The organism is Methylococcus capsulatus (assembly GCF_036864975.1).
In the GTDB taxonomy this organism is placed as follows: Bacteria; Pseudomonadota; Gammaproteobacteria; order Methylococcales; family Methylococcaceae; genus Methylococcus.
On record NZ_CP104311.1, the window covers coordinates 2,203,838 to 2,221,840 of the forward strand.

Consider the following 18,003-nt stretch of genomic DNA (forward strand, 5'->3'; position numbering starts at 1 on the left):
CCGGGGATGCGCGGTCGTGGTTTCACCTTGCTGGAGATGCTGCTGGTGCTGGGCATCGGCGCAATCCTCATGGCGGTCGCGGTTCCCAATGTCATGCCTGCCATCGAGGCCGCACAGCTCGGCGCAGCCGCCCGCGACGTGGCATCGGGGCTGAGGTTCGCCCGCGGCCAGGCCCTGAGCCGGCGCCAGGAGGTGCGGTTCACGCTCGACGTGCCGGGACACCGCTACCGTGTCAGCACTCGCCCCAAGGTATTCGGCCTGCCCTCCGGGGTGGGCCTGAAGCTGTTCACCGCATCCGGCGAAGTCGAGGGCGAAGGGGTCGGCAGCATCGTCTTTTTCCCGGACGGATCTTCGACGGGTGGGCGGGTGACCCTGTTTGCCGCCGGCCGGAAACGGCTGATCGATGTCAATTGGCTCACCGGCAGGATTTCGTCCAGTGAGGAAGAATCGGACGAATCCTAACGATCATGGCGACCGCCTGTCCTGACGGATGACGAATTGGCAGAAAAACCGATTTGCGCGCTTTAAGCCCGAAGAGTGCGGTACCGGGAAGTACCGCATGAGCATAGCTGCCGGCCATGATCGTCCCCGCTCGCGGGAGAGGGGGACGAAGAGGCGCTTCGCCTTGTCTTGCGTTCAAGTCCGGACGCAGACCGGCTTTTCGCTGCTCGAGATGCTGGTGGCGTTTTCCATCATGGCCATCGCGCTGGGCGTGCTGATGCGGGTTTTCGGCGGTGCGACCCGTTCGGCCCGGATTGCCGAGGAATATTCCCGCGCCGTGATCGCCGCGGAGTCGGTGCTCGATGACGTCGGCGTGGAAACGCCGCTGGCGCCCGGCGTGACCGAAGGCCGTTTCGGCGAGGAGTTCCGCTGGATTCTGCGGATCGCGCCCCTGCCTCTGCCGGTACTCGAGCCGCCGATGGGACCCGACAATGCGCCGCCCACCGGCTCGCCGTTGGCCGGCCTCAAGCTGTTCGCCGTGGATGCCAGCGTCGTGTGGGGAGAGGGCGAGGAGCCCAGGGAGATCACTTTGAGCACCCTCCGGCTGTTCAACGAGAACGCCGGCGGTCCCGGCCGCCGGCCGGGCGGTCTTTTCGGACCGCGCCTGTAACCATGGATTCCCGCGGTTTTACCCTCATCGAAGTGCTGATCGCGACCAGCCTGCTGGCAGTGATGTCACTGATCCTCACGGCGAGTCTGCGGCTGGCGGCCGCGTCATGGGAAAAGGGCGAGGTGTCGGTGGAGCGGGCCAGCCGCGCGCTGGTGGTTCAGGAGTTTCTTCGCGCCCGTCTGGCCATGGCGTTGCCGATCCGCGAACCCGGCGAAGCGAACCGGATGGTTCTGGCGTTTCGCGGCGGTCCGCAGACCCTGAGTTTCGTGTCCACCTTGCCGGCCTACGTACGGGGCGGTCTCCATCGGTTCCGGCTGTATCTGGCGCAGAGTGAGGAAGGCACGGACCTCCGGGTTTCCGTAATGCCTTTGACCAACAATCCCCAGGACCCGGTCGCGCCCATCGACGACGTCCTCGTCCTGGAAGGAGTGGCGCAGTTCCGCCTGTCCTATCTGAGACAGAACGAACTGAACGGCGAGCTGGTCTGGGTCGAGGAATGGCAGGAACTGGTGATGCCGCGGATGGTCCGCCTGGTGATCCAGCCGGAAGGCGAGGACCCCTGGCCGCCGCTGATGGTGGCTCCGCGCCTCGACGTGGCGCGGTGAACACGGCCGGGCTACCAATCCGCTACCACACAAACACACTCCAGATACAAAACCATGGTTAACTCTTGTCCGTGGCTGAAGGTTCCCAGCCACATGAAGGTAGCTTGTTCATGCGTCTTCATCTCTCTCCCTTGACGGAGTGGCCGGCTCCCCCCCTTATGCACCCCCTTGCCGCCGGCCACTCCGCTTTTTTGCCGGTTTCGAAAACGGGGCCGGGGACGGTGACAGCCCAGGTCTGCGGCCAGAAAGGCATGGCGCTCGTGCTGGTTCTATGGATGCTGACGCTCATGACGATCATGGCTGGAAGTTTCTCCCTCACCTTGCGCCGCGAATCAGAATTGGTCAGCAGTGTCCGTGGGACTGCCCAGGCGCGCGCCCTGGCCGAAGGCGGCATCTATTACGCCATGCCGATGCTGGTCGAAAGAGACCCCGCCAAGCGCTGGAAAACCGACGGAACCCCTTATCCGGTTTCGTTGGGTACCGGCCGCCTGCTGATCCGTATCCTGGACGAGGAGGGCAAACTGGACATGAACTCCGCGTCGGACGCCGCGCTGCGGGAACTGTTCCTGCAGGTCACGGGAGACGAGGATCTGGCTCAGCGCCTGTCGGACGCCATCGTGGACTGGCGTGATCCCGACGATCTCAAACGACCCAGCGGCGCCGAGCGCGGCGACTATGAAGCGATAGGGAAAACGGGGCCGCGCAACAGGCCATTCCAGGTGACCGAAGAACTGATGGAAGTGCTCGGCCTGACGCCTTCGGTTTATCAACGCATCGAGCCGCTGATCACGGTATACACGGGGCGCGACGGCATCAATCCGGCCAAGGCCGGACCTGAGATGTTACGCATCGTGTTCAAAGGCGATGAAGCCGCAGTAGCCGAATACCTCGCGCAGCGTTCCGTCGCCATCGGCAATGCCCCGCCGCCGATCCCTGCCAACCGCGCCAACAGTCCGATCAGGCTGACGACCGGCGGTGATACCGCCTACGGCGTGTCGGTCGAAGCAGTGCTTCCCGACGGCGAAAGAGCTGCCGTGGAGGCAGTGCTGAAACGCCAGCAGAATGCCCAGAATTTGCCGTTTTCCATATTAAATTGGAAAATTCCCCGTTTACATGAACCTTCCGGGGGTTTCCCTCCCAGGGCCGGATATTGATGACGTGACCGTAGCGATGGGTAGGGACACCGACTTTTCAACACGATGGTAGATTTCAGCAAACCAATCGATCTGGATGTTCAGGCTTTCCTGCGATGGTGGGCCGGTGAACTGGCTTTTCTGGTGCCGGACCGCATTCGGCGCCTGTTGGGAGGGCGGACCTCCTGGATCTTCCTGACCTGGCGGGGTGAAATGCTCGAAGCGGTTCACCGCACCGCCAACGGGGCGCGTCCGCTCGGCTCCTTCACGCTGGACGACGCCGGCCGCGAAGCCTGGCGCCGGCTGTTGGAAGCAGAGCCCGAATTGGCCGAAATTCGGACGGTTTTCCGGCTTCTGCCCGATCAATGCATGACGCGCGTGGTCAAACTGCCGCTGGCGACGGAAGAAAACCTGTCGCAGGTCATCGCTTTCGAACTCGACCGTCTCACGCCGTTCAAGCCCGACCAGGTCTATTTCTGCGCACGGGTGATCGAACGGCTCAAGGCGACGGGACAGATACGGGTGAGTCTCGCTGTGGTGCCGAGGGAACGTCTGGATCTGATGCTCGAATCCATGATCGCAGCCGGCTGGCGGCCGGACTACGTGGACGTGAGCGACGACCCCTTCAAGCGCTCGCACCAGTTGTTGCCGGAACGGTTCACCGGGAAAAAAAGCCGGTGGAACCGCTGGCTCAACTTCGGTTTGGCCGGGCTGGCGGTGGCATTGATTCTGGCGCTTCTGATCGTGCCGGTCTGGAAAAAGAGTCAGTGGGTCCAGCAGCTCGAGACCGAGGTGCGCAAAGCGGGCAAGGCGGCCAAGGAAGTGGAGGCGCTGCGGCAGGAGGTCGAGCAGCTGGCCCACGAGATGGGATATTTGGCCCAGAAGAAGCGCAAGGACCCGATCGTACTGGACGTGCTCAACGAACTGAGCAAAGTCATGCCGGACGACACCTGGCTCAACGGTCTCCAGTACAAGGAGGGGCATCTCGTCGTCCAGGGGCAGTCGCCGTCGGCGTCCAGCCTGATCGCCCGGATGGAAGCCTCGGAGGAGTTCAAAAACACCAGTTTCGTGTCGCCGGTCACCAAGGATGTCTCGAATGGTCTGGAGCGGTTCCAGATTGCGTCGGATGCGGTCAATGGGAGGTCTTCTGAAGCGCCTGCTCAATCTGAAAATCCAGGTCAGTAAGTCCAGGGCCGCGGCCCTGGGTTTGCTGGCACTGGCTGTCCTGGTTCTGTACGGCTTGATCATGGCGCCGCTGCGGGCCTTGTCCTCCGGCTACGACGAGTCGATCGAGAGTCTGCTGTTCCGGATGAAGCGCTTTCAGACGGTGGCGGCGCAAAAATTGTACTGGGAAGGCCGCCTGCAGGAAATCCGCAACGAGGGCGAACAGGCGAAGAACCTGTTTTCCCAGGCCACGCCCGCTCTGGCCGCCGCGGATCTGCAGTCGCGCATCAAAGATACCGTCACCTCGGCGGGAGGCGAGCTGATCAGCACCCAGGTGATCCCAGAGCGCAAGGAAGACCAGTTCACCCGCATCGCAGTGAAAGTCCGTCTGAACGGCAGCACCGAAGTGCTGCGGCAGGTGCTGTACGAGATCGAGTCGGAGCAGCCGGTGCTGTTCGTGGAAAACCTCAACCTCCGCCCGATCCGCGTTCCGCCCCGGCCCGGCCAGAAGCAGACGGCCGCGCAGGACAAGCTGAGCATCGATTTCGATGCGGTCGGGTACATGTCGCAGAAAGCGCCCTGAACATGAAATGGGATATCGGCAAGCTCAGCTCCGAGCTCAGGCTGTCGCTGCTGCTCGCATCGGTCTGCGCGGGGCTGGGGCTGCTTTTGGTGGTGGAGTGGTACAGCATGGATCGCATATACCGCATTCCGGAGGTGCCGAAGGTCGCGGACAAAGCCGGGGCGGACGAACCGGAGCTCGCGCCATTCGAATTTCCGGATCTTGGCGAGTTCGAAGAGCTGGTGGAGCGCCCTCTGTTCGTGGAAGGGCGCCGGCCGCCGCCGGAAGTCGTGGAAGAACCGCCACCGCCGGTCGCCCACACGCCGCTGGACCTCAAGCTGATGGGGCTGATTTTTTCGCCGGCCGGCAAAACCGCCCTGCTGGTCGATCCCAAGGGCAAGTACAAGCGTGTCAAGGAGGGCGGCATCGTCAGTGGCTGGGTTCTCAAGGAGCTGAAGACCGATCGCGTCATCCTGCAGCAGGATGGGGAGATCAAGGAGCTGTTGCTCCTGAAGGCCAAGCCGAAAACCGCGGCGGGCGGGGCGCCGCAGCCGCCCCAGGAAGCCAAGCCCGGAAAGAAGCCGCCGGCCGGCGCCCAATCGTCGGATGCCGAGACATTGGATGAAGAAGAAGGCGAAGTGGGCGAGCCCGATGAAGATACCGAAAGCGACGGTGCCGAGGATACAGAGGATCAAAGCGATGAGTAAGCCGTTCAACGAATTGCAGTCGACAGTGCATGCCTAAGTTCATTCAAAGAATCGTCGTCGTCTCCACATCGGCTGCCCTCGGTCTGAGCGGCTGCGAGTCGCTGCTGCCAGACTATTACAAGAAACCCGTTTCGCCGGACAGCCTGAAGATCGAGAAGGTGTCTTCCGAGCCTGCGCCTTCGCCGCTGGCGGAAGCGCAGACCGATATGCTCAAGAAGCCGGAGTACTACCCGCGGAAGGGTTCGGTGGTCAATCCGCCGTCCCCGGCGGGCGGTTACTCCGGTTCCGGCATGCCCGCCGGCGGTACTGCTGCTGGGAAGCGGGCGGGCCGGACTTCACCCCGGAAGGAGGGCAAATACACCCTCAACTTCGACGACGCCGACCTGTCGGAGGTCACCAAAGTCATCCTCGGCGATACGCTCAAAGTGAACTACGTGCTGAGCCCCAAGGTCACCGGCAAGGTGAGTCTGCAGACCACCCGCCCCCTGACCGAGGACGAGATGATCCCGACGCTGGAAGCGTTGCTGCGCATGAACGGGGCGGCGTTGATCCGCGACGGCGGGATGTACAAGATCGAACCCGACGCCCAGGCTGCGATCAGTGCTTCCGGCCCCGGTGTCGGTCTGGGAATGATGGAACCGGGTTACCAGTTGCGGATCATCCCATTGCGTTACATCAGCGCAGCGGAAATGCAGAAAGTGCTGGAGCCCATCATGCCGCCCAAGTCCGTCCTGCGGATGGACGAAACCCGCAACCTGGTCATGGTCGCCGGTACGGCGGAAGAGCTGGGCGGCGTCATGGAGGCGGTGCAGATTTTCGACGTCGACTACATGCGGGGCATGTCCGTGGCGATATACCCGGTCAAGAACGCCGACGTGCCGACCATCGCCGACGAACTGACCAAGGTCCTGGGGCTCGGCGGCAAGGGCGCCATGGGCAATGTGTTGCGTATCCTGCCGATCGAACGCCTCAACGCCATCCTCGCGGTCGCACCGGAGATGCATCTGCTGCAGGAAGTGCAGGACTGGATCGAGCGGCTCGACCGCTACAACACCACGCGCACCGGGAATGTTCATGTCTATCGCTGCCAGCATGTGGACGCAGGCGAACTCGCCCGTACGCTGGGCGGGATCTTCGGAGGCGGCGCGGGAAGGCAGGGGCCGTCGCTGGCGCCTGGGCTGACCGGCATGGACGTCGGCAGTGGCATATCGAGTGCCTTCGGCTCGGCTTCTACAACTGCAGGTGGTTTTGGCGGCTCCTCGTCCGGCTACGGAGGGACGGGCAGTTCGCTTGCTGGCGCGGGAGGCTCGCTCGGCGGCACGGGCAGCAGTCTGGGCAGCGGTTCCAGTGTGGCCGGAAGCAGCGGCGGCTTGGGGTCCTCCGGCACCAGCGGCGGACTCGGCCGCTTCGGCAGCGGTGGTTTGGGTGGGGGCGGTGGCGGCTTGGGTACCGCCGGAGGCAGCTTCGGTGGCGCACGAGGAGGCGCGGGCGGTCAGGGATCCACCATGACCCAGCTCGGCAACAATGCGCGCGTCGTTGCCGATCCTTCGAATAATGCGTTGATCGTCATTGCCAAGCCTCAGGACTGGAAGGAAATCGAAGCGGTGATCAAGGCCTTGGATGTCTTGCCGCTCCAAGTGCTCATAGACGCGACCATCGTCGAGGTCAGCCTGAAAAACGATCTCCAGTACGGATTGAAGTGGTTGATCAGTAGTGGCACCAGCACGGAGGCACTGGGCAGCCCGCTTGCCAGCCTGGTGAAGGATTTCATCAATGGGGCCGCATCCGCTAGCGGGGGATTTAGCTATGCATTAATCGCCAACGGCGGTAATGTCAAGGTCCTGCTTAACCTGTTGGCGAAGGAACATCTGGTTAACGTAATTTCCTCACCTTCGCTTATGGTTCTGAATAATCAACAGGCGAAGATCAATGTCGGAGATCAGGTACCGGTGCTAACGGGTACGACGGCCAGTGCTACGGTTGGTCTTCAGCAGTTCAGCCAGTACCAGCAGCAGCAGTCGGGCGTCACCTTGCAAATCCGGCCGAGAGTCAACTCCGGCGGGCTGGTCTCGCTGGAAATATTTCAGGCGATATCGACGCCGTCGCCGATTAATGTGTCGCCTACGCAGACGACATTTCAGTTCGCCAATCGGGAAATCCAGAGCATGGTAGCCGTGCCTAACGGCGAGACGCTGGCTTTAGGTGGCCTGATCTCCGATAAGCGCACGGAGACCCAGACTGGTTTGCCATACCTAAACCAACTCCCGATGATAGGTTGGATGTTTGGGTCTACTGAGATCACGCCTGAGCGGACAGAGTTGGTGGTCTTGATCACTCCGCGGGTCGTGGAGAAGAAAGGTGACATTACTTCAATCAGCAACGAATTCCGTCGCAAGCTGACGAATCTCTACAAAGGCGAGCCGGATGCCCAGCCGGCGGCGGTGGACCCCAGCAGTCCACCATAAATAGGGAAATTATGGCGCGCCTCTAGCTTACGTTGTAGTTCGGGCCTTGACGCGGAGATTCAATATGACTACTCTAATTTTGCATCTTTCTCAGATGCTTATTTCGTTTTATCCCTCTAGGATCTCGAATAACTTTCGTTACTGACAGATGCTGTTGCTCAATCTGCTGATGAGTTGGGGGGCTGGAAAACCTTTCCTAATTAATAATGGAGGAAATTGTGAATCGCAATTCATTCAAGAAAATCTCAATTCAGGCGTCGCTTGTGCTTTTTGCGCTGAGCTTATTTTTTTTGATGGCGCCAACATCCAATGCCGTCAGCCCGACATACCAATACACCGTTCTTAAACTTAGTAATGGTAGTCAGTCTGAAGTTCAGAATTTATTGACATCATGGGGCGCCAATGGCTGGAAGTTCGTCTGGGCTGGTGGCAATCTAATGGTGCTACAAAAGTAGTGTTTATTTACTTAAGGAACCTCTGCAAAACCGGATTCTGCCCATAGCTTAACAAGTTCAGAATCAATGCGATCAATCACTTATAAATCGATTTGAACCTGATCCTGCGGTTTTGCAGAGGTTCCTTAATGTTGACTGTGGCGAGGGTATTATTACGCTCTCGCTATGGTCCAAATGCTTACTTGTTTTACCCCATCCTGCTGTAATGTCCGAGATAGTTCCCCGACAGTTGCTCCTGTGGTGACTACGTCGTCGAAAATGGCGATATGGCGTGTGCCGATTCTATGTTCCAGCTTGAATGCACCACGGATATTTTTCGCCCGATCTTTCGCAGACAGAGCGGATTGCTGCCGGGTATTGCGGCTGCGGGTGCAGACATGCAGTTCTAGCGGGATGTTCAAGTTCCGGCTCACGTGCCGGGCGATTTCCAGCGACTGGTTGAAGCCGCGCTCGCGGTAGCGGGAAGGGTGCAGCGGAACCGGAACGATGAGTTCGGGCAGTTCGGCATGTGTCCGGAAGTGGGCGGCGGCCAGTTCTCCCAGCGTGCGGGCGCAGGCGTGGCGACGGCCGAACTTGAGTCCGTGTATCAGATGCCGGATGGGCTCTTCGTAGCGGAACGCCGCGCGGCAACTGTCGAACGGCGGCGGCTGTTGCAGGCAGCGGCCGCAGGGGCTGGGGGCGCCGTCCGGCAGGGTTTCGCCGCAGCGCAGGCACGCGGTGCCGGTCCGTGGAAGGTCGCGTTCGCATGCCCCGCACAGATCCAGTCCCCGTTCTCCGGAAGCTCCGCACAACAGGCAAGTGGGCGGATAGATCCAGTTCTGTATAATATTCAGCCAGCCGTTTACAGTTTTCATGTTTGCGCGTTGACAGAGGCTGTCGGCGTGTTCGTGTTATGACTTTCTAACCCGGCCGTACCCGAATTTTGGTTGGGCTTTCCCTCATCGCCGTCCCTTCTTCCCAGAGGGAGAAGGGGGCGGAATCCCCTCTCCCTCCGGGAGATGCGCAGGTGAGGGCGCCAACCGTCGCAACGAGCTGGTATCCGGGTCATCCATTGGAGATCGAGTGTAATGCATGCGGAAGTTGCGGTAATGATGAACCAGGAGCGGGAGGGCGAGCCTGTGCTGCGCCACGATTGGACCCACGGCGAGATCGAAGCCTTGTTCGCGCTGCCGTTCAACGAGCTTTTGTACCGGGCACAGACCGTGCATCGCCGCCATTTCGATCCCAACGAAATCCAGGTCAGCAGCCTGCTCAGCATCAAGACCGGCGCCTGTTCGGAAGACTGTGCCTATTGCCCCCAGAGCGCGCATTACGAGACCGGCGTCAAGCGCGAATCGCTGATGCCGCTGGCAGAGGTGCTGGACGCCGCGCGCCGGGCCAAGGAAGAAGGCGCCACACGGTTCTGCATGGGCGCTGCTTGGCGCAGTCCGCGCGATGGCGATGTGGAAGCCATCGCGGCGATGGTCGAAGGCGTCAAGGCGCTGGGAATGGAAACCTGTGTCACCGCGGGGATGTTGACCGATGAACAGACCCGGCGGCTCAAGGAAGCGGGGCTGGATTACTACAACCACAACCTGGACACCTCGGAAAGCTATTACGGCGAGATCATCACCACCCGGACCTACCAGGACCGGCTGGATACCTTGCAGCGGGTGCGCGACGCCGGCATGCATGTGTGCTGCGGCGGCATCGTCGGCATGGGTGAATCCGCCGCCGACCGTGCCGGCCTGCTGATGGGGCTCGCCAATCTGCCACGGCACCCGGAAAGCGTGCCGATCAATCTGCTGGTGAAGGTGGAGGGCACGCCGCTGGCCGATACGGCGGCACTCGATCCGTTCGACTTCGTCCGCACCGTCGCCGTGGCTCGGATCATGATGCCGGCGTCGCGGGTGCGGCTGTCGGCCGGCCGTTCGGATATGAGCGACGAGATGCAGGCCCTGTGTTTTCTGGCCGGGGCCAATTCGATTTTTTACGGCGACAAGCTGCTGACGACGGAGAATCCCCAGGCTCGGCGCGATCGGCAGTTGTTCGCGCGATTGGGGCTGCGCATGGCGGGCCCAGGCTGCTGAGTTCCATGGCGTTCGATCCGGCCTCGGCCTTGCAGGTGATCAAGGCGCGCGATGCCTACCGGCGGCGGTGTATCGTCGAAAGTCCCCAGGACGTCCGGGTCGTCATCGACGGCCGCCCCAGGGTCAATTTCTGCAGCAACGATTATCTGGGGCTGGCGAGCCACCCCGCAGTACGGGAGGCCTTCCGGCGCGGCGTCGACCGCTGGGGCGTCGGATCCGGCGCTTCCCATCTGGTCTGCGGCCACACGGCGGCGCACCATGCACTGGAAGAGGAACTGGCCGAATTTACCGGACGTCCGCGGGCTTTGCTGTTCTCCACCGGCTACATGGCCAATCTCGGTGTCGTTTCCGCCTTGGTCGGGCGCGGCGATACGGTGTTCGAGGACCGGCTGAACCATGCCTCGCTGCTGGACGGCGGCCTTTTGTCCGGCGCCCGCTTCCAGCGCTACCGCCATGCCGATGCCCGCGCTCTCGAAGCCGCTCTGGTCGAGTCCCGTGCCGAAACCCGGCTGGTCGTCACCGATGGTGTATTCAGCATGGATGGGGATCTGGCGCCCTTGCCAGAGTTGGCGCGTGTTGCCCGGGACGGCGGGGCGTGGCTGATGGTCGACGATGCCCACGGCCTGGCTGTCCTGGGCGCCGAAGGGCGCGGAACCCCGGAGCATTTCGGCCTGGACGCGACCGAGGTCCCTGTTCTGGTCGGCACCCTGGGCAAGGCGCTGGGCACGTTCGGAGCCTTCGTGGCGGGTTCGGAGGCCCTGATCGACTATCTGATCCAGCGTGCTCGTACCTATGTCTACACCACAGCGCTGCCGCCTGCGGTCGCCGAGGCGACCCGGGTCAGTTTGCGTGTCGTGCGTGAGGAGCCTGAGCGGCGCGCGCGGCTGCATTGCAATGTACGGCGTTTTCGTGCCGGTGCCGCGAGCCTGGGGTTCGAACTCGGCGACCTGCCCGGTCCGATCCAGCCCCTCGTGATCGGTGCCAATGCCGATGCCCTCGAAGCCAGCCGTCGGCTGGGCGAGCGGGGCTTTCTGGTGAGCGCCATCCGTCCGCCGACGGTGCCGGCAGGCACCGCCCGGCTGCGAATCACTCTGTCCGCGGCGCACTCCGACGAGCAGATCGACGGCCTGCTCGAAGCCCTGGCCGAAGCCGCTCCTCAGGAGGCTTGAATGGGGTTGTTCGTCGAGACTTCGGGGCGCGGGCTAGAGGTGGTCCTGATCCACGGCTGGGGCATGCATGGCGGCATCTGGTCCGGTTTCGTGCCGTGGCTGACCGACCGTTATCGGGTCACGCGGATCGATCTGCCGGGACACGGCAACAGCCCGATGTTGGCCGACTGGTCGCTCGAAACCGTAGCGGCGGCCGTTCTGGAGGTCGTGCCCCAGCCGGCGCACTGGGTCGGTTGGTCGCTCGGCGCCATGGTGGCGCTGGAGGCCGCCCGCACGGCGCCGGAGGCCGTGGCCTCGCTCACCTTGCTGTGCGGCACGCCTCGCTTCGTCGCCGAGCCCGGCTGGCCGGGAATGGAAGCCGCCACACTGACGCGCTTCGCCGATGGCTTTCTGTCCGACTACGAGGATGCCTGCCGGCGCTTTCTGGCTCTGCAGGCGTGGGGTATGCCGAACGAGCGGGAACTGTTGCGCAGCGTCCACAGCCACTTGGCCGGCCGACCGCCGCCGGAGCGGACGGCGCTCCTGGCCGGGCTGGAAGTATTACGCCACGCCGATCTGCGCGGGGTATTGCGTGGGCTTTCCCAGCCGGTGCAGGCGCTGCTGGGCCGGCGCGACCGGCTGGTGCCGGTCGAGCTGGGGGATGCACTGGTCAAGCTGAAGCCCGGCCTGGTCAGTCATCGCCTCGACAATGCACCCCATGTTCCATTCCTGACGCACGGCGAATGCACAGCCCGCCTGATCGATGAATTCATTGCCTCGCCCTGATAGCGGGCCGTTTGCCGATACGCCCGAAAAGCGTTGGGTCGGCGTCTCGTTCGGTGCGGCGGCCACCGGCTACGACGGCGTCGCGGCATTGCAGCGAGAGGTGGGCGAGTCGCTGCTGGCCGGCATTTGCCATCTCGGGCCGCCACCGGGCCGCATGCTCGATCTCGGCGCGGGTACTGGCCATTTCTCCGGCTTGCTGGTCGCAGCTTTTCCCGCTGCCCAATGTCTGGCCTTGGACATCGCCGAAGGCATGCTCCGGTTCCTGCGTTCCCATCGGCCCGGCGCCGATGGCATGGGCCTCGTCGTGGGCGATGCGGAAGCCCTCCCACTCGCAGACGAATCGGTCGACCTGATTTTTTCCAACATGGCTTTTCAATGGTGCGAACGGCTGGACCTCGCCTTTTCCGAATGCTTCAGGGTGCTTCGTCCCGGCGGCAGGCTGGTGTTCAGTACCTTCGGCGAGCCCACACTGGGCGAATTGCGGACGGCATGGCGTGCCGTCGACGGCTACAGCCACGTCAATGCTTTCGCGACGCGCCGCTCGGTGGAACAAGGTCTGCGGGCGCAGGGATTCGCGAAAATCCGGCTCGACGCCATGACTCTCCGGCGCGGCTATCCTTCGGTTCTGGCGCTGATGAAAGAGCTGAAGGCGCTGGGAGCGCGCAACCTGACCCGGAACCGGCCGCGTCATCTGCTGGGCCGGCACACGCTGGAACGGGTGAGTGAAGCCTACGGGCGTTTGCCGGGCATGGCTTCGGGCGTGACCGCCAGCTTCGAAGTATTGACCGCGTTGGTCGAAAAATGAGGGTGCATCGTGGCACAAGGTTTTTTCATCACGGGGACGGGCACAGGGGTCGGCAAGACCCGGGTTTCGCTGGCGCTGATACGCGAACTGCGCCGACGGGGATTCCGGGTCGCCGCCATGAAGCCGGTGGCAACCGGCGCCGTGCGGAGGGATGGCGGTCTGCGCCAAGAGGACGCCGAACTCTTGCTGGCGGCGGCGAACGTAGAGCTCTCCTACGACGAGGTCAACGCTTTCGCCTACGAGGCCCCGACGTCGCCCCATATCGCGGCTCGGAGGGAGAACCGGCCGGTCGACATCGAGGTGATAATCGCCCGGAACGAGGCACTGGGGGCCCGGGCCGACTGGGTGATCGTGGAAGGTGTCGGCGGATGGGAAGTGCCGTTGAATGCCGACACGCGGGTATCCGATCTGGCCGAAGCCTTGCGCTGGCCGGTGGTGCTGGTCGTGGATCTGCGTTTGGGCTGCCTCAACCAGGCGCTGCTCAGCGCCGCGGCGATCGGCCGCTCCTGTGTACGTCCGGCCGGATGGATCGGCAATGTGATCGACCCGGGGTTCGCTTATCTGGACGAATATCTCGACACCCTGGAGGAATCTCTCCCGGAGCCGCGCCTGGCCCTGCTGCCATGGTGCCCCGACGGCCATCCGGAATCTTCCGGCCTGGTCCTTTCGGCGGCATTCGAACAGTGGGTGGGATAAGGCTTCAAGGCTCTTATCTGGGGGCTGGTCAGGCGGCTGGTTCGGTGATACCGTCCGCCGTGCTGGAATTCCCCAGCGCACCAGAACAATGTTGAGGAGTCGCAAGATGCGTAAACCGATTGAAAGACTGATCCTGGTCTGGGTCGCGGTTGCAGGATTCGCCGGCCCGGTCTGCGCGGAGGAGCCGAGTGCAAGCCCGAATCCCCACGCCTCCGGTGGAATGGGCGGCATGGGGCCCGGTATGATGGGAGGCGGCGGCATGATGAGCGAGGAGCAGATGGATCAGCGCATCAAGATGATGCAGGATCACATGCTGCAGATGCACGAGATCATGGACAAGATCCAGGCGGCGACCGACCCGGCCGAAAAGGAGAAGCTCAAGCAGCAGCAGCGCGACATGATCAAGCAGCACATGAAGTCGCACCATCAGATGATGATGCAGATGCAGCATCAAGGCGGCATGAACCATGGCGGAAGCCAGGGAGCTGCGGCCAAACCCTGATCTCCCATGGAGCTGGGGTTCTTCGGCGCCACCGGGACGGTCACAGGTTCCAGATATCTGGTGACCGAGGGACAATGCCGCATCCTGGTGGATTGCGGGTTGTTCCAGGGGTTCAAGCAGCTCCGGTTGCGCAATCGTGAACCTTTCCCGGTGGCGCCGGACAGTCTCGATGCGCTGGTCCTGACCCATGCCCACATCGACCACAGCGGCTATATCCCGCTGCTGGCGCGCAACGGTTTCGCCGGCCGCATCCATTGTACGCCCGCAACCCTCGATCTCTGCCGGATCCTGCTGCCCGACAGCGGCCACCTGCAGGAGGAGGAAGCCGAGTATGCCAACCGGCGCGGTTTTTCGCGCCATCATCCGGCCTTGCCGCTGTACACGCGGGAAGATGCCGAACGTTGCCTCGATCTGTTCGAGCCGGTCGATTACGGCCGCGAAGTGCAGGTGGGCGGCGAATTGCGGTTCCGCTTCCAGCCGGCGGGCCATATCCTCGGGGCGGCTTCGGTGGTGCTCCGGGGCCGGCGCTCGACCCTCGCTTTCTCGGGCGACCTGGGGCGGCCGAATGATCCGACCATGCGCAGCCCGGCGCCTTGCCCGGCGGCCGATTTCCTCGTGGTCGAATCCACCTACGGCAATCGCCGCCACGCCACGGAAGACCCGGTGGAAACGTTCGGCGACTACATCGGACGGACCTTTCGCCGCGGCGGTGTCGTGCTGATCCCCGCGTTCGCCGTCGGCCGCGCCCAGACCGTGTTGTACTGCATTCACCGTTTGAAGGCTACCGGGAAGATGCCGGAGGTTCCCGTCTACCTCGACAGCCCGATGGCTGTCGACGCCACCGAGCTGTTTCGCCGCTACCGCTCCGAACACCGCCTTTCGTCCGTGGAGGCCGAGGCGGTGTGCCGGATTGCGCATTACGTCAATACCGCCGAGGAATCCAAGGCGCTGAGCGCCCGGCGGACCCCGATGATCCTGATCTCGGCGAGCGGCATGGCGACCGGCGGACGTGTGTTGCACCATCTCAAGGCCTTCGCTCCGGATCACCGCAATACGGTGCTGTTCACAGGCTTCCAGGCGCCGGGAACGCGCGGCGCGGCGATTCTGGACGGAGTCGAGGCGGTCAAGATCCATGGCGAATACATTCCGATCCGGGCCGAAGTGGGGCTGGTCGAAAACTTGTCGGCCCATGCCGACTACGGTGAAGTGCTCGACTGGCTTCGACAGTGTCCCAAGCCGCCGATCAGGACATTCGTCACCCATGGCGAGCCCGAGGCGGCCGATGCGCTCCGTTTCCGGATCGAGCACGAACTGGGCTGGGACTGCCGCGTGCCCGAATACCGGGAAACGATCGGTTTGGGATGACGGACTCAGGCCGGGTTCGGACTCGGGATGAAACGGCACTCGACTTCCAGATCGCGTCCGATCCGTTCCATCAAGGCCTGAATGCCGAACCGTTCGGTGGCATTGTGGCCACCGGCGTACATGTGTATCCCCGCTTCCTGCGCCTCGTGCCAGTCGTGTTCGCTCATTTCCCCGGTGATGTAAGCGTCCAGGCCCGCCTTGGCCGCCTCGGCCCAGCCGCCGTTGGCGCCGCCGGTGATGATCCCGATCGTGCAAACCGGCGCCGTCGCATCCGGTGTGGCCAGCAGCACCGGATGTTCCAGGATTTCCGCCAGCCGCTCGCGCAAGGCGGAAGCCGGCAGGCTCACCTGCAGCCTGCCCCGGACCCCGGTGGGGCAGCCCTGATAGTCCCCGAACGGCGCCTGTGCGCTTAGGCCGATCCTCTGTCCCAGCACCGCCGCATTGCCGATTTCCGGGTGGGCATCGAGCGGCAAGTGATATGCGAACAGATTGATGGCTTGGCGCACCAGCGGAAACACCCGCCGCGCGAACGGTCCCACCAGCGGCCGGGCGCCGTGGAATTTCCAGAACAGGCCGTGGTGCACGATCAGCGCATCGGCCTGCCATTCGGCGGCTACAGCGGCGGAATGGGCCGTCGCGGACACCGCGAAGGCGATCCGCCGGATTTCCTCGCGTCCTTCGATCTGTAGGCCATTCGGGCCGTAATCGGCGAATGCGCCGGGATTGAGCAGCGCCGCCAGAAACCGTTCGAGAGCGGAGCGGGTGATTGCCATGGGATACCTTGCAAGCCGTGTCGTAACCTCGGATTATCGCCCATTTCGCAATGGCTCTATCATCAGCAATTTCCACCCGGATACCCGCCCATGACCTCTCCCCTTTTCGCCGATCAGCCGACGCGGTTTCTGGATCGCTCGCTGGAGGATCTGCTGGCCGAGCGCCTAGCCTGCGACCCCGGTGCCGCCGCTCTCTCGCTGTTCCAGCGGGCGGCGGCGGAAGTGCCTGCCTACCGTACTTTTCTGGCTGCGCACGGGATTCGTCCGGACAGTGTGCGGACCCTCGTCGATTTCGTCCACCTGCCGCTCACCGACAAGCCCTCCTACATGCAGGCCTATCCTCTGCCCGAGCGCTGCTGGGGCGGCCGCCTGGCGGCCTGCGACAGGATCGCGGTGTCTTCCGGTTCCACCGGCAAGCCGACCTTCTGGCCGAGGGCTTTACACCATGAGCTCGACATCGCCTTGCGCTTCGAACAGGTGTTCCGTGATGCCTTCCAGGCCCACGCCCGCAGTACTCTGGCGGTCGTGTGTTTCGCCCTGGGGAACTGGGTCGGCGGCATTTACACCACCTCTTGCCTGTGGCATCTCGCCCGTAAAGGGTATCCGATTACGGTGGCGACGCCCGGCAACCGCCCCGATGAAATCTTCCGGGTGATCGGAGAGCTGGCGCCGTATTTCGAGCAGATGGTGCTGTTGGGTTACCCGCCGTTCGTGAAAGACGTGATCGATAGCGGCGCGGCCGCGGGGATTCTCTGGGATCGCCATGCAGTGAAGCTGGTGTTCGCCGGCGAGGTGTTCAGCGAGGAATGGCGTTCGCTGGTCTGCGCCCGGATCGGGTCCGAATCCCCCTGTTACGACACCGCCTCGCTTTACGGCACGGCCGACGGCGGCGTCCTGGGCAACGAAACGCCCTTGAGCATCGCCATCCGCCGTTTTTTCGCCGCCCATCCCCAGGCGGCCCGCGAACTGTTCGGCGAATCCAGGTTGCCGACGCTGGTGCAGTACGATCCCTTGAGCCGTTATTTCGAACTGCACGACGGTACGCTGGTGGTGACCGGCGACAACGGCGTGCCCCTGATCCGCTATCACATCGCCGACCGGGGCGGGCTGGTCGGCTATGCCGAGATGCGGGACTTCCTCCGCGACTGGGATGCGCACGATCTCGCCGAATACGGATTCGATCCGGCCTGGGGCGAACGGCCCTTGCCTTTCCTCTACCTGTTCGGGCGGGCCGATTTCACCGTTTCCTACTACGGCGCCAACATCTATCCGGAGAACGTGACGGTGGGGCTAGAGCAGCCCGGCATCGTCAACTGGGTCAGCGGCAAGTTCGTGTTGGAAGCGCCGGAAGGGGCGGGGGGCGACCGCGAGCTGCGGCTGACGGTGGAGCTTTTGCCGGGCGTGGAGGCAGACGAGGCCAAGGCGGCGAAAATCGCCGACTCGGTGCGGACGGAACTGCTGCGCCTCAACAGCGAATTCGCCCATTACACGCCGCACGCGCGGCAGACTCCCCTTGTGGTGCTGCGGCCTTTCGGCGATCCGGAGTATTTTCCCGCCGGGGTGAAGCACCGCTATACGCGGCGTTGAGCCAGACGTCCAAGCTCTTTTCGAGCACATCGCGTAAGGCCGCGTCTATTCCATCACCCGCGCGACCTCG

The 18,003-nt window shown here is 63.2% G+C and carries 18 protein-coding genes; 16 read left to right on the top strand and 2 right to left on the bottom strand.

The genetic code is table 11. The features are described from left to right. Window positions 1-6: 6 nt before the first annotated feature. The 8 genes from N4J17_RS10950 to gspD all read left to right on the top strand — a co-directional run bounded on the left by N4J17_RS10950 (window position 7) and on the right by gspD (window position 7,747). A complete protein-coding gene (locus N4J17_RS10950; protein ID WP_198323552.1) occupies window positions 7-462 on the top strand; it encodes a GspH/FimT family pseudopilin in 456 nt (151 codons plus the stop codon). Window positions 463-559: 97 nt separating this feature from the next. Then, a complete protein-coding gene (locus tag N4J17_RS10955) occupies window positions 560-1,111 on the top strand; it encodes a type IV pilus modification PilV family protein (protein WP_198323553.1) in 552 nt (183 codons plus the stop codon). 2 nt (window positions 1,112-1,113) lie between these two features. Further along, window positions 1,114-1,716 (top strand): prepilin-type N-terminal cleavage/methylation domain-containing protein, encoded by a 603-nt coding sequence (locus N4J17_RS10960; protein WP_198323554.1) that lies wholly within the window; start codon window positions 1,114-1,116, stop codon window positions 1,714-1,716. A 221-nt stretch (window positions 1,717-1,937) separates the two neighbouring features. Then, window positions 1,938-2,870 carry a general secretion pathway protein GspK gene (locus tag N4J17_RS10965; RefSeq protein ID WP_249385422.1) on the top strand — a complete coding sequence of 311 codons (933 nt, stop codon included), beginning with the start codon at window positions 1,938-1,940 and terminating at the stop codon, window positions 2,868-2,870. Between the two features lie 45 nt (window positions 2,871-2,915). Next, window positions 2,916-4,034: a PilN domain-containing protein gene (locus tag N4J17_RS10970; protein WP_198323555.1), complete on the top strand. Its 1,119-nt coding sequence runs from the start codon at window positions 2,916-2,918 to the stop codon at window positions 4,032-4,034. Continuing rightward, window positions 3,985-4,596, top strand: a complete 612-nt coding sequence (gene gspM, locus N4J17_RS10975; RefSeq protein ID WP_198323556.1) for a type II secretion system protein GspM — start codon at window positions 3,985-3,987, stop codon at window positions 4,594-4,596. The genes N4J17_RS10970 and gspM overlap by 50 nt, the downstream gene beginning before the upstream one ends. A 2-nt stretch (window positions 4,597-4,598) precedes the next feature. Next, window positions 4,599-5,282, top strand: coding sequence for a hypothetical protein (locus tag N4J17_RS10980; RefSeq protein WP_198323557.1), 684 nt, complete (start codon window positions 4,599-4,601; stop codon window positions 5,280-5,282). Between the two features lie 158 nt (window positions 5,283-5,440). Continuing rightward, entirely contained in the window at window positions 5,441-7,747 is a 2,307-nt protein-coding gene (gspD, locus tag N4J17_RS10985; protein ID WP_277458409.1) for a type II secretion system secretin GspD, read from the top strand. A gap of 607 nt (window positions 7,748-8,354) precedes the next feature. Here the strand turns inward: gspD and N4J17_RS10990 are convergent. Continuing rightward, window positions 8,355-9,056: a ComF family protein gene (locus N4J17_RS10990; RefSeq protein ID WP_198323559.1), complete on the bottom strand. Its 702-nt coding sequence runs from the start codon at window positions 9,054-9,056 to the stop codon at window positions 8,355-8,357. Window positions 9,057-9,290: 234 nt separating this feature from the next. Here N4J17_RS10990 and bioB point away from each other — a divergent pair, with 234 nt between their 5' ends. The 7 genes from bioB to N4J17_RS11025 all read left to right on the top strand — a co-directional run bounded on the left by bioB (window position 9,291) and on the right by N4J17_RS11025 (window position 15,573). Beyond that, on the top strand, window positions 9,291-10,271 hold the full coding sequence (gene bioB / locus N4J17_RS10995) for a biotin synthase BioB (RefSeq protein ID WP_232470597.1): 981 nt from the start codon (window positions 9,291-9,293) through the stop codon (window positions 10,269-10,271). Between the two features lie 5 nt (window positions 10,272-10,276). Continuing rightward, entirely contained in the window at window positions 10,277-11,440 is a 1,164-nt protein-coding gene (gene bioF / locus N4J17_RS11000; RefSeq protein ID WP_198323561.1) for an 8-amino-7-oxononanoate synthase, read from the top strand. Continuing rightward, on the top strand, window positions 11,441-12,205 hold the full coding sequence (bioH, locus tag N4J17_RS11005) for a pimeloyl-ACP methyl ester esterase BioH (protein ID WP_198323562.1): 765 nt from the start codon (window positions 11,441-11,443) through the stop codon (window positions 12,203-12,205). Continuing rightward, the gene (gene bioC / locus N4J17_RS11010; RefSeq protein ID WP_198323563.1) at window positions 12,183-13,010 is read left to right on the top strand and encodes a malonyl-ACP O-methyltransferase BioC; all 828 of its coding nucleotides are present in this window, start codon (window positions 12,183-12,185) and stop codon (window positions 13,008-13,010) included. Before bioH ends, bioC begins: the two co-directional genes overlap by 23 nt. Before the next feature lie 9 nt (window positions 13,011-13,019). Next, window positions 13,020-13,706, top strand: a complete 687-nt coding sequence (bioD, locus tag N4J17_RS11015) for a dethiobiotin synthase (RefSeq protein WP_198323564.1) — start codon at window positions 13,020-13,022, stop codon at window positions 13,704-13,706. 106 nt (window positions 13,707-13,812) lie between these two features. Next, window positions 13,813-14,208, top strand: a complete 396-nt coding sequence (locus tag N4J17_RS11020) for a hypothetical protein (protein ID WP_198323565.1) — start codon at window positions 13,813-13,815, stop codon at window positions 14,206-14,208. 6 nt (window positions 14,209-14,214) lie between these two features. Next, window positions 14,215-15,573, top strand: coding sequence for an MBL fold metallo-hydrolase RNA specificity domain-containing protein (locus N4J17_RS11025; RefSeq protein ID WP_198323566.1), 1,359 nt, complete (start codon window positions 14,215-14,217; stop codon window positions 15,571-15,573). Window positions 15,574-15,578: 5 nt separating this feature from the next. Here N4J17_RS11025 and N4J17_RS11030 read toward each other — a convergent pair whose 3' ends face one another. Then, a complete protein-coding gene (locus tag N4J17_RS11030; protein ID WP_198323567.1) occupies window positions 15,579-16,346 on the bottom strand; it encodes a Nif3-like dinuclear metal center hexameric protein in 768 nt (255 codons plus the stop codon). Window positions 16,347-16,436: 90 nt separating this feature from the next. On the opposite strand from N4J17_RS11030, the gene N4J17_RS11035 reads away from it, so the two are divergent. Beyond that, a complete protein-coding gene (locus N4J17_RS11035) occupies window positions 16,437-17,933 on the top strand; it encodes a phenylacetate--CoA ligase family protein (RefSeq protein WP_198323568.1) in 1,497 nt (498 codons plus the stop codon). The last annotated feature ends 70 nt before the right edge of the window (window positions 17,934-18,003 follow it).

What these genes read in the sequence shown, in the direction of transcription:
- N4J17_RS10950 (WP_198323552.1), top strand. Translation starts at nt 7, where the DNA reads ATGCGCGGTCGTGGTTTCACCTTGCTGGAGATGCTGCTGGTGCTGGGC.
- N4J17_RS10955 (WP_198323553.1), top strand. Translation starts at nt 560, where the DNA reads ATGAGCATAGCTGCCGGCCATGATCGTCCCCGCTCGCGGGAGAGGGGG.
- N4J17_RS10960 (WP_198323554.1), top strand. Translation starts at nt 1,114, where the DNA reads ATGGATTCCCGCGGTTTTACCCTCATCGAAGTGCTGATCGCGACCAGC.
- N4J17_RS10970 (WP_198323555.1), top strand. Translation starts at nt 2,916, where the DNA reads ATGGTAGATTTCAGCAAACCAATCGATCTGGATGTTCAGGCTTTCCTG.
- gspM (WP_198323556.1), top strand. Translation starts at nt 3,985, where the DNA reads ATGGGAGGTCTTCTGAAGCGCCTGCTCAATCTGAAAATCCAGGTCAGT.
- N4J17_RS10980 (WP_198323557.1), top strand. Translation starts at nt 4,599, where the DNA reads ATGAAATGGGATATCGGCAAGCTCAGCTCCGAGCTCAGGCTGTCGCTG.
- N4J17_RS10990 (WP_198323559.1), bottom strand. Translation starts at nt 9,056, where the DNA reads ATGAAAACTGTAAACGGCTGGCTGAATATTATACAGAACTGGATCTAT.
- bioB (WP_232470597.1), top strand. Translation starts at nt 9,291, where the DNA reads ATGATGAACCAGGAGCGGGAGGGCGAGCCTGTGCTGCGCCACGATTGG.
- bioF (WP_198323561.1), top strand. Translation starts at nt 10,277, where the DNA reads ATGGCGTTCGATCCGGCCTCGGCCTTGCAGGTGATCAAGGCGCGCGAT.
- bioH (WP_198323562.1), top strand. Translation starts at nt 11,441, where the DNA reads ATGGGGTTGTTCGTCGAGACTTCGGGGCGCGGGCTAGAGGTGGTCCTG.
- bioC (WP_198323563.1), top strand. Translation starts at nt 12,183, where the DNA reads ATGAATTCATTGCCTCGCCCTGATAGCGGGCCGTTTGCCGATACGCCC.
- N4J17_RS11020 (WP_198323565.1), top strand. Translation starts at nt 13,813, where the DNA reads ATGCGTAAACCGATTGAAAGACTGATCCTGGTCTGGGTCGCGGTTGCA.
- N4J17_RS11025 (WP_198323566.1), top strand. Translation starts at nt 14,215, where the DNA reads ATGGAGCTGGGGTTCTTCGGCGCCACCGGGACGGTCACAGGTTCCAGA.
- N4J17_RS11030 (WP_198323567.1), bottom strand. Translation starts at nt 16,346, where the DNA reads ATGGCAATCACCCGCTCCGCTCTCGAACGGTTTCTGGCGGCGCTGCTC.
- N4J17_RS11035 (WP_198323568.1), top strand. Translation starts at nt 16,437, where the DNA reads ATGACCTCTCCCCTTTTCGCCGATCAGCCGACGCGGTTTCTGGATCGC.